Genomic DNA, 8,530 nt, shown 5'->3' with positions numbered 1-8,530 from the left:
GCTCACCCGAAACCGCGGGGGGCCCCCCCCCCGCACCCCCCGGGATATTTCTGAACAGATGAAAGCAGGGTCATTTATCGAGGCCCACCAAGGCGGCCGCGAAATCTTCAGGGTCAAAAGGTGCCAGATCGTCGATCTGTTCGCCAACGCCAATCGCGTGGATCGGCAGGCCAAAGCGATCCGCAAGTGCCACCAGAACGCCACCCTTGGCGGTGCCGTCGAGCTTTGTCATCACAAGCCCGGAGACATCAGAGAGTTTGCGAAAGATTTCCACCTGATTGAGCGCATTCTGCCCGGTGGTCGCGTCGAGGACGAGGATGGTGTTGTGCGGTGCATCAGGGTCTTTCTTGCGGATGACCCGGATGATCTTGCTCAACTCCTCCATCAGATCCTGACGGTTTTGCAAACGGCCCGCGGTGTCGATCATCAGCAAATCCGCACCGCTGTTTTCGGCAGTTGTCATCGCATCGAACGCAAGACTTGCCGGGTCGGAGCCTTCGGGCGCGGTCAGCACCGGCACCCCTGCCCGCTGCCCCCAGACCTGCAACTGCTCCACCGCAGCGGCGCGGAACGTATCGCCGGCCGCGATCACAACCGATTTGCCTGCCGCCTTGAACTGGCTGGCCAGTTTGCCGATGGTTGTGGTTTTGCCCGAACCGTTGACACCCACCACCAACACAACCTGCGGGCGTTTGGCATAGATCGGCAGCGGACGGGCGACGGGTTCCATGATGCGGGTCACTTCGGCCGCAAGCGCCTGCTTGATCTCTGTCGTGCTTACACGCTTGCCCATCAGCGCCTCGGCGATATTTCCCGTCACCCGCAGCGAGGTGTCAACGCCCATATCCGCCTCGATCAGCAACTCCTCAAGGCTTTCGAGCATCGCATCATCAAACTCCCGCTTCGCTTCCGCCGGTTGCCGTCCGACAAGACGGCTCAGGATGCCGGTTTTTTGGGCAGGCTTTTCGCCAGCGATTGGCGACGCGACCGGTGCCACCGGTGCCGGGGTTGGCGTGGGCACCGGGGCAGGCGTATGCGCAGATGCGGGAGCAGACGTTTCCTCGATTGGCGCGGGGGCGGGCAGGGTTTCCGCCGCGACACTGCCTGCGCCTTCTTCCCCCGCCACCAATGCATCCAGCCCATCGGTTATCTTGTCCGAGGAGCGGAACATCTTGTCCCGGAGTTTCTTGAAGAATGACATGCCGCCTCCAGCGTGTTTGCCTGTGCTTCCACCTAATCAATCCGGCACGGCAGGGAAAGGGCTTAGGCCAGGGAAACCGCGCCCAGCGCCCCAAGAAGGATCAGCACCTGCCCGCCCCAATAGCAAGGCCACAGCGCCATCGCCATCAGCGGGCGCAGTTTTGCCTTCGGGAAAACGAAAAGATGCAGGGCCAGCAGCACATCCGACAGGATGAACAGTGCCGCCCCCGTCAGGATCAACCCCACATCCACCCGCAACGCTGCAAGCCCCATCAGCGTGATCACCACCACATAGCCGCGCACCGGCCATCGCAACGCACCCGTGCGCGGTGCCAGCCATGCTTCGGTCGTCGCGGCAAGAAGCAGCAGGGCAAGCGGACCCCAAAGTCCGAAACTGCCGGGCATGCCCCAGAAATAGAAGGCATAGGCCAGATGCCCTGCCGCAAACGCCGCCATGCCAGCCAGAAACGCTGACGTTCCGGGGCGCGAAAGGCAAAGGTCGCCCAAAGCGCCCAAAACCAGACCGAGGACAATCAAAGCGGGCGCATCGCACATGGTCCCGGCTCCGGCCAGCAGCAGAACCGATGCGGTTTTTACCGCGCTTCGCAGCCCCCCCGTCGTGTCGCGCCAGCTATACGCAGCGCCATAGATCAGCGCGAGAATCGCGGCGATGCCCAACCATATCCAAAGGCTCATTTCACTTTCCTTAACCGGGTTGCGCGTTATGTTGGACAAACTGGCGCTTCGACCTTCCGCGAACCGGCCCCGCAACGCAATGCGCGTCGGAGCGTTTGCGACAGACAGCACCACACCTGACGCCAAATACCGATGAATAGAAAGTACCGATGCCAGGAACCGCCCCGCAACCGCCGATTTTCGCTGTGGCAGCACTGGTGCCATATGTGTTGATCCTGCTCGGCGTCACATTCGGTGGTTTCTGGTCGATTGCGGTGCTGTTCTATATGGCCGTCCTGACCGCAATCATGGACCAGATCCTCAGACTTGCCGCCCCGAACTCCGCCGAAGGGTCGGAATTTCCGGCAGCGGATGGGGTACTGGTCCTGATCGCATGCATGCATTTCACCGCCTTTCCGCTGGTGGTCTGGGCCATCGCTGGCAACAGCGGATTTGCAACGTGGGAACATGTGGTTCTGGCGATCGGTGCCGGACAGTGGTTCGGACAGGTGGCAAACCCCTGCGCGCATGAGTTGATCCACCGTGGCAATCGCGGGCTTTATTGGCTGGGGGTGGCAATCTATGCCTCGATGCTGTTCGGGCATCATGCCTCGGCGCATCGGTTGGTCCATCATCGCTTTGCCGCTACGCTGGATGATCCCAACACTGCGCGCGAGGGTGAAAGTTATTACCGCTTCTGGCTACGCGCCTGGGTCGGCTCCTACATGGCCGGGCTGCGGGCGGAAACGGCGCGGCGTCAGGGCAAAGGCTTGCATCCTTATGCGGTTTACGCGGCCATTTCCGTGTTTTGCCTATGCTTTGGCTATGTGATCGGAGGGTGGGGAGGTGTGCTGGCGTGGATGGCCCTCGCGATTTTCGGCCACAGCCAACTTTTGCTGGCGGACTATGTGCAGCATTACGGGTTGCTGCGGAAAACCCGAAGCAATGGCACGCCGGAGCCTGTCTCCGAGCGTCATAGCTGGAACGCGCCGCATTGGTTCACCTCTACGCTGTCGCTGAACGCGCCGCGTCATTCCGACCATCACGCCCATCCTTCGCGCGCATACCCAGCGCTGAGCCTGCCGGAAAAGGGGGCCGCGCCCTATCTGCCGCTGCCCTTGGCGATGTGCTGCAATATCGCGCTGGTCCCGCGCCTCTGGTATCGGGTGATCGCAAAGCCGCTGAACCGGTGGCGGGTGCAGGAAGAGGCATGGCGCGAATAGGCGCGCTCCCGCTGCTGTGACTGGAACTTGCTGTTCAGTTGCGGCATGCTGCGCAAAATCGCCCCATTGAAAGCCACCATCATGCGCGCCCTCGTCCTTGCCCTTTCGGTTCTCACCGCCACCGCCGCCTTTGGCGAAACCCAGATGACCGGCAAGGAGTTTGAGGCCTACTCAACTGGCAAAACCCTGACCTATGCGTCCGAAGGGCAGATTTACGGGGTGGAGCAGTACCTGACGGATCGTCGCGTTCGCTGGGCATTTGTTGATGACACCTGCCGCATCGGTCATTGGTACGAGGATTCGGGGAATATCTGTTTTGTCTATGAACATGATGCGACGCCGCAATGCTGGACCTTTCATCTGACCAATGGTCATCTGATGGCACGCTTCATTTCCGATCCGCCGAGCACGGAGCTTTCGGAGGTCAATCAGACCGACCAACCCTTGGCCTGCACCGGACCGGATGTCGGGGTTTGACCGTCGCTTTTGCAACATCCGGTTCCCCTGCGACGTGATTCTTCGAAGAATAATCGGAGTTGTATCGGTTGGACCCTTACACAAACCGAACATCATCAAAACAAGCTTCCCTGTTCGCCGGGTGGTTTGCGGGGCGCTGATTTCGTCGATTTCGCTGGGTGAGCACCAATAGCCAAACGGCCATCGTGAAACTCAATTTCCAACGACTTCGCCGCCTCCGCCGCTGATCTGGAGGTGACGACACCCCCATCCCCCCACACAACGGCATAACCGCGCCGGAGCGTTTCCGCATAGCCGAGGGTTTGCCGCATCCGGTCCAGCGCCTCCAGCCGCTTGCCAAGATCGGCAAGGCGTTGCGCGGGGGTGGCTTGCAGGCGCGCATCAAGACCGCCGAGTTTTTCGCGCGACCGGGCAATATCGCGCCCGGCATCGGTGAAAGCGCGGGTCAGGGCCGGGGCAAGGCGGGCGACAAGCGCATCCAATCGCTCCCCCGCGCGTTCACTGCGCCGGGCCTGCGCCAGTTCCAAGGCGCGACCGTATTCTGCCAGGCGGTCCCTGCGGCGCGCGACCATATCCAGCAACAGGCGCGGGCGCATCGGCGCAGCCAACCGGTCAAACGCTGCGCGCTTTGCGCTGGTCGCCAAGGCAAGCGCACCACCCAACCGCCCTGACCACAGATCAAACCGCTGTTCGGCCCCTTGAGTCAGGCTTTCCAACCGGGGCAAAGCGCGGCCAAGATCGCGCAAGCGTTGCCCACGCAGCCCGAGACCCTGTGTAAGCGCCCGGCTCAACCGTGCGCCCTGCCCGTCCAGCCCCGCCAGCAGGTCAAGGCGCACCGGCACCGCGATTTCCGCTGCTGCTGTTGGCGTCGGCGCGCGGCGGTCGGAGGCGTGGTCGATCAGCGTGGTATCTGTTTCATGCCCGACCGCCGAGATCAGCGGGATTTGGCTTTCCGCCGCCGCGCGCACCACCGCTTCTTCATTGAAACCCCAAAGATCCTCCAATGACCCACCGCCCCGCGCGACGATGATGACATCCGGGCGCGGGATCGCCCCGCCCGGCGCAATCGCGTTGAACCCCCGGATCGCCGCCGCAACCTCCGGCGCGCAGGCCTGACCTTGCACTGCGACAGGCCAGACAAGCACATGGCGCGGAAACCGGTCCCGGAGCCGATGCAGGATATCGCGGATCACCGCGCCCGAAGGCGAAGTCACAACGCCGATCACCTCCGGCAGATACGGCAAGGGGCGTTTGCGGCCCGCATCGAACAACCCTTCGGCAGCCAGTGCCTTGCGCCGCGCTTCCAGCATCGCCATCAACGCACCCGCTCCCGCTGGCGCGATATCCTCGACGATCAATTGATATTTCGACTGGCCGGGAAAGGTGGTCATGCGGCCCGTGGCGACGACCTCCATGCCCTCCTCCGGCCGGACCTGCATCTTTGCGACCTGCCCTTTCCAACTGATTGCCGCAATCACCGCGCGGTCATCTTTCAAGTCGAAATACATATGGCCGGAGGCAGGGCGCGACACGCGGCCGATTTCGCCGCGCACCCGCACAAGGCCGAATTCCCCTTCGATCACCCGTTTCACCGCGCCGGACAATTCCGAAACCGTGAATTCCGGCGAATTGCCGGTCCCACCGGTTTCGGGTCCATCTTCAAAGAGGTCAGACATCGGCAGCCTTCTTGCGATCCGCGTTGGCAGACCTTAGAACGCCGCGAGGTAAAGGCCAAGCCGGGGGGCAGCATGAACATCCTGATTCTGGGCAGTGGCGGGCGCGAACATAGCCTCGCATGGGCGATCAAGCAGAACCCGAAATGCGACCGGCTGATCGTCGCCCCCGGAAATGCGGGCATTGCAATGCTGGCCGAATGTGCCGATCTCGACATCATGGACGCGGCCGAGGTCGTCGGTTTTTGCGAAGAACACGCTATTGATTTTGTGGTGATCGGGCCGGAAGCGCCGCTGGCCGCCGGTGTCGCTGATGCAACCCGCGCGGCAGGACTGTTGACGTTCGGGCCTTCTGCAGCGGCGGCCCGGTTGGAAGCGTCGAAAGCCTTCACCAAGGAAATCTGCGATGCCTGCGCCGCACCAACAGCGGGTTACGCCCGGTTTACGGATGCTCAGGCGGCCCGAGTCCATGTGCAGACCCACGGTGCGCCGCTGGTGATCAAGGCCGATGGTCTGGCCGCGGGCAAGGGTGTGATCATGGGGATGACCGAGGCCGAAGCCCTTGCCGGGATTGATGAAATTCTCGGTGGGGCGTTCGGTTCGGCGGGCGCCGAAGTCGTGATCGAGGAGTTCATGGAAGGCGAGGAGGCCAGCCTGTTCATCCTTTGCGATGGGGCGGACTGCCTGCCGATCGGTACCGCGCAGGACCACAAGCGTGTGGGCGACGGCGACACCGGGCCAAATACCGGGGGGATGGGGGCGTATTCCCCCGCTCCGGTGCTGACCGATGCCATTCTGGAACGCGCGATGGCAGAGATTGTGCGCCCCACCGTGGCCGAGATGGCCAAACGCGGCACGCCGTTCGAGGGCGTGCTTTACGCCGGGCTGATGATAAGGGACGGACAGGCCCGGTTGGTGGAATATAACGTGCGCTTTGGCGATCCGGAATGTCAGGTCTTGATGATGCGACTTGGCGCGCAGGTGTTGGACCTGCTGTTGGCCTGCGCAAGGCGGGAGTTGGCGGGTGCGCAGGTCAATTGGGCGGACGATCATGCGCTGACGGTGGTAATGGCGGCGCAGGGCTACGCAGGAAGCTACGACAAAGGCAGCGCGATCAACGGGTTGGATTTGCTTCGCGAGGACAGTTTTCACATGACATTCCACGCGGGCACCGGCATGCGCGATGGTCAGATCATTGCGACCGGCGGGCGGGTACTGAATATTACCGCGCGCGGTGCGAGTTTGGCACAAGCGCGGGCACGGGCCTACGACTTGGTCGCGCAAGTGGACTGGCCACAGGGGTTTTGTCGCCATGATATCGGTTGGCGCGCGCTGTAACGGTGCCGCAACAGGTATTTTTACCAAGATGAAATCATGGGAGTCGTAGCTTGATGCGCCCCTTGCGCCCACCCGCGTTGCCGCATAAACAGCCCGCGAACTTCAGGGGCCGTGGGAGGTATCCATGCCGCTTCTCGTAATGAAATTTGGCGGCACCTCGGTTGCCGATCTGGCGCGCATCAAGAACGCGGCCGGGAAGGTACAGCGCGAGGTGGCGCGTGGCTATGACGTGATCGTCATCGTCAGCGCAATGTCGGGAAAAACCAATGAGTTGGTTGGATGGGTCGAGCAGACCTCGGCGCTTTACGACGCCCGCGAGTATGATGCGGTCGTGGCAAGCGGCGAAAACGTGACCGCTGGCTTGATGGCCTTGACCTTGCAGGAAATGGACGTGCCGGCCCGGTCCTGGCAAGGCTGGCAAGTGCCGATCAACACCACTTCTGCCCATGCCTCTGCCCGGTTTGTCGGAATTCCGCGCACCAATCTGGACGCGAAGTTTGCCGAAGGTTTCAAAGTTGCAGTCGTCGCCGGTTTCCAAGGCCTTTCGCCCGAAGGGCGGGTCACCACACTGGGGCGTGGCGGTTCCGACACGACCGCCGTTGCCTTCGCTGCGGCGTTCGGCGCGGTACGTTGCGACATTTACACCGATGTCGATGGTATCTATACCACCGATCCGCGCATCACCGACAAGGCGCGCAAGCTGGATCGGATCGCGTTTGAGGAAATGCTGGAGCTTTCCTCGCTTGGCGCAAAGGTTCTGCAAACGCGATCCGTCGAATTGGCGATGCGCTTCAAAGTTCCGCTGCGCGTGCTATCCTCCTTTGAGGATACCGACGAACACTCTGGCACTCTGGTCTGTGACGAGGATGAAATCATGGAATCGAAAGTCGTTTCTGGCGTCGCCTATTCGCGGGACGAGGCAAAGATCACCCTTGTTACGGTGGAAGATCGACCCGGCATTGCCGCCGCCATTTTCGGGCCTTTGTCGGATGCGGGGGTGAATGTCGACATGATTGTCCAGAACATCTCTGAAAAAGCCAATGGCGGCGCTGTCACCGATATGACTTTTTCCTGTCCGGTCAATCAGGTGGGTCGCGCCAAGAAAGCCATGGAAGACGCCAAGGCTGCGGGCAGCATCAATTATCACGACCTGAACGTCGACAGCGATGTTGCGAAAGTCTCGGTTGTGGGGATTGGCATGCGGTCCCATGCCGGTGTTGCCGCGACGATGTTCAAGGCGCTTTCGCAGGAAAACGTCAATATCAAAGTCATTGCAACGTCCGAAATCAAGATATCCGTCTTGATTGACCGGAAATATATGGAACTCGCGGTTCAGGCGCTCCATGATATATTCGAGTTGGAAAAAGCGGATTAATTCGCCGACCACACCGGGGGACCATGACGGAACGCAGTGAAAGCGACAGTCGCAAGTTGCTCAGGCGCTTGCGCGACAGCCTTGCCGAACCCGGTGAAGGGCAGGAAAGGCTGGATCGGATCACGCATTTGATTGCTGATTCGATTCAGACCGAGGTGTGTTCGATCTATTTGTTCCGCGACGACGAAACGCTGGAGCTTTGCGCGACAGAAGGCCTGCGTGCGGAATCTGTCCACAAGACCCGGCTGCGCCTTGGCGAAGGTCTGGTTGGTCGCGTGGCCCGCTTTGGCCTGCCGGTCAATACCGCCAATGCGCCGGGTGAGAAGGGCTTTCGCTTCATGCCTGAAACCGGGGAGGAGATTTATTCCTCTTTCCTCGGCGTGCCCATCCAGCGCGTGGGGGAAAAGCTGGGCGTTCTGGTCGTGCAGTCCCGTGCTGCGCGTCAGTTCAATGAGGATGAGGTCTACGCACTCGAAGTCGTGGCGATGGTTCTGGCCGAAATGACCGAACTCGGCGCCTTCCATGATGAAGGTGAGGCGCTGGGCGCGCTGCACAAACAGCCGTTGTTG

The 8,530-nt window shown here is 61.5% G+C and carries 8 protein-coding genes; 5 read left to right on the top strand and 3 right to left on the bottom strand.

The window, feature by feature from the left end; all coding sequences use genetic code 11:
• Positions 1–70: 70 nt before the first annotated feature.
• Both ftsY and L0H65_RS09275 read right to left on the bottom strand, forming a co-directional pair.
• Positions 71–1,201 (bottom strand): signal recognition particle-docking protein FtsY, encoded by a 1,131-nt coding sequence (gene ftsY / locus L0H65_RS09280; protein ID WP_301458592.1) that lies wholly within the window; start codon positions 1,199–1,201, stop codon positions 71–73.
• A gap of 62 nt (positions 1,202–1,263) precedes the next feature.
• Positions 1,264–1,896 (bottom strand): lysoplasmalogenase, encoded by a 633-nt coding sequence (locus tag L0H65_RS09275; RefSeq protein WP_301458591.1) that lies wholly within the window; start codon positions 1,894–1,896, stop codon positions 1,264–1,266.
• 149 nt (positions 1,897–2,045) lie between these two features.
• Here L0H65_RS09275 and L0H65_RS09270 point away from each other — a divergent pair, with 149 nt between their 5' ends.
• Both L0H65_RS09270 and L0H65_RS09265 read left to right on the top strand, forming a co-directional pair.
• Entirely contained in the window at positions 2,046–3,098 is a 1,053-nt protein-coding gene (locus tag L0H65_RS09270) for an alkane 1-monooxygenase (RefSeq protein WP_301458590.1), read from the top strand.
• A 45-nt stretch (positions 3,099–3,143) separates the two neighbouring features.
• Positions 3,144–3,575: a hypothetical protein gene (locus tag L0H65_RS09265; protein WP_301458589.1), complete on the top strand. Its 432-nt coding sequence runs from the start codon at positions 3,144–3,146 to the stop codon at positions 3,573–3,575.
• A gap of 95 nt (positions 3,576–3,670) precedes the next feature.
• Here the strand turns inward: L0H65_RS09265 and xseA are convergent, their stop codons facing one another.
• Positions 3,671–5,251 carry an exodeoxyribonuclease VII large subunit gene (xseA, locus tag L0H65_RS09260; RefSeq protein ID WP_301458588.1) on the bottom strand — a complete coding sequence of 527 codons (1,581 nt, stop codon included), beginning with the start codon at positions 5,249–5,251 and terminating at the stop codon, positions 3,671–3,673.
• Between the two features lie 72 nt (positions 5,252–5,323).
• Here xseA and purD point away from each other — a divergent pair, with 72 nt between their 5' ends.
• From purD to L0H65_RS09245, 3 genes are all read left to right on the top strand, one after another.
• Entirely contained in the window at positions 5,324–6,586 is a 1,263-nt protein-coding gene (gene purD / locus L0H65_RS09255) for a phosphoribosylamine--glycine ligase (protein ID WP_301458587.1), read from the top strand.
• 124 nt (positions 6,587–6,710) lie between these two features.
• On the top strand, positions 6,711–7,961 hold the full coding sequence (locus tag L0H65_RS09250; protein ID WP_301458586.1) for an aspartate kinase: 1,251 nt from the start codon (positions 6,711–6,713) through the stop codon (positions 7,959–7,961).
• 23 nt (positions 7,962–7,984) lie between these two features.
• Positions 7,985–8,530: GAF domain-containing protein (locus L0H65_RS09245; protein WP_301458585.1), on the top strand; the 546-nt coding region annotated here is incomplete at its 3' end.

Origin of the sequence: Pseudorhodobacter sp. (assembly GCF_030452865.1) — a bacterium.
GTDB lineage: Bacteria > Pseudomonadota > Alphaproteobacteria > Rhodobacterales > Rhodobacteraceae > Pseudorhodobacter.
This window is presented reverse-complemented; position numbering and strand designations above follow the sequence as displayed.

What these genes read in the sequence shown, in the direction of transcription:
- L0H65_RS09265 (WP_301458589.1), top strand. Translation starts at nt 3,144, where the DNA reads ATGCTGCGCAAAATCGCCCCATTGAAAGCCACCATCATGCGCGCCCTC.
- L0H65_RS09250 (WP_301458586.1), top strand. Translation starts at nt 6,711, where the DNA reads ATGCCGCTTCTCGTAATGAAATTTGGCGGCACCTCGGTTGCCGATCTG.
- ftsY (WP_301458592.1), bottom strand. Translation starts at nt 1,201, where the DNA reads ATGTCATTCTTCAAGAAACTCCGGGACAAGATGTTCCGCTCCTCGGAC.
- L0H65_RS09270 (WP_301458590.1), top strand. Translation starts at nt 2,046, where the DNA reads ATGCCAGGAACCGCCCCGCAACCGCCGATTTTCGCTGTGGCAGCACTG.
- xseA (WP_301458588.1), bottom strand. Translation starts at nt 5,251, where the DNA reads ATGTCTGACCTCTTTGAAGATGGACCCGAAACCGGTGGGACCGGCAAT.
- purD (WP_301458587.1), top strand. Translation starts at nt 5,324, where the DNA reads ATGAACATCCTGATTCTGGGCAGTGGCGGGCGCGAACATAGCCTCGCA.
- L0H65_RS09275 (WP_301458591.1), bottom strand. Translation starts at nt 1,896, where the DNA reads ATGAGCCTTTGGATATGGTTGGGCATCGCCGCGATTCTCGCGCTGATC.